This is a genomic window from Planomonospora parontospora, from assembly GCA_014647935.1.
Taxonomy (GTDB): Bacteria; Actinomycetota; Actinomycetes; order Streptosporangiales; family Streptosporangiaceae; genus Planomonospora; species Planomonospora parontospora.
Genome location: BMQD01000094.1, coordinates 1 through 1,060, shown reverse-complemented (window position 1 = coordinate 1,060; position 1,060 = coordinate 1). Strand labels below are relative to the sequence as shown.

At 74.3% G+C, this 1,060-nt stretch carries 1 protein-coding gene; it reads right to left on the bottom strand.

The window, feature by feature from the left end; translation table 11 throughout:
- The coding region (locus IEZ07_RS35265; protein ID WP_301549391.1) for a lantibiotic dehydratase at window positions 1-1,035 on the bottom strand (1,035 nt) is incomplete at its 3' end.
- Window positions 1,036-1,060: the final 25 nt, after the last annotated feature.

Here is a 1,060-nt window from a genome sequence, read left to right as displayed (position 1 = left end):
CTCGTCCAGCAGGACCGTGCCGACGGTGACGTCCAGATCCCGCGCCGTGTCCTCGTAACACAACGTCCGACCGGCGTACATCTGCCCGTCCCGACGCCGCGGCACACCCCCCGTCAACGCCGTGAACTCCGCATCCAACCCCGCCAGCGCACCCCTCAACGCCACAGCGTCCCCCGCCGCCGCCGCGACCGCCTCCCGCGCCGCACACAACCGCGCCAACCCCGCCGCGGCCTCCCGCCGGACATCGAGATCACCGATCCCGGCGATCCGGGTGCGCAGCACCTCCTCGGCCTCACGGCCGACAGGCAGCGCCGCGTCCCAGGTGATCAGCTCACGCTCCACCAGCCGCTCCAGCAGCAGGTAACCGTCCTGCGGCCGATCCAGCCCCGCCACCACCTCCACCGCCGCAGTGCGCCCGTCGCAGCGGGCCAGCACCTGCGCCTCCACCGCCGACAACGGCAACGGCGGCTGCAACGGCCGCAGCAGCGACCGCCCCCGCACACTCAGCTGCGGCAACAGCATCGGCGGCCACCAGCACCGCACCCGCGGATCAGCCGCCAGATGATCCGCATAAGCGGCAAGGGCCCAGCCCTCCAGGAACACCCGCCGCTCCCGCAGCAGACCCGGCCCGACCCGCACCTGCACCGCCCGCCCCGCGTCCGGACCGGCCCCGGCACCGACCTCGGCACCCGGAGCGGCACCGACACCGACCCAGCAGACCGGCCCGAAGAAGCCGATCGTCTCGTTCTTGGCGCAGTACCGCTGCCAGTACCGCACCACCGCCCGCTCCCGATCCCGCCGCCGCACGTTGCGCACCGCCCGCGGACCACCCGCCACGATCCCGTCCAACGCCACCAGCACCCCGGGGTTCTGCCAGGTCACCGCCTCCCGGAACAACGGATCAGCCGCGATCCGCCAGATCCGCTCGGCCCCCGCCGCGACCGCCCCGGCCAGCGCCTCGTCGAACACCTCCACCGCACCCCGACCGGCCAGCAGCTCATCGGCCGCCCCCGCCGCCTCCGGCGCCGCGAACACCTCCAACCCACCGGCCGGAAAACCC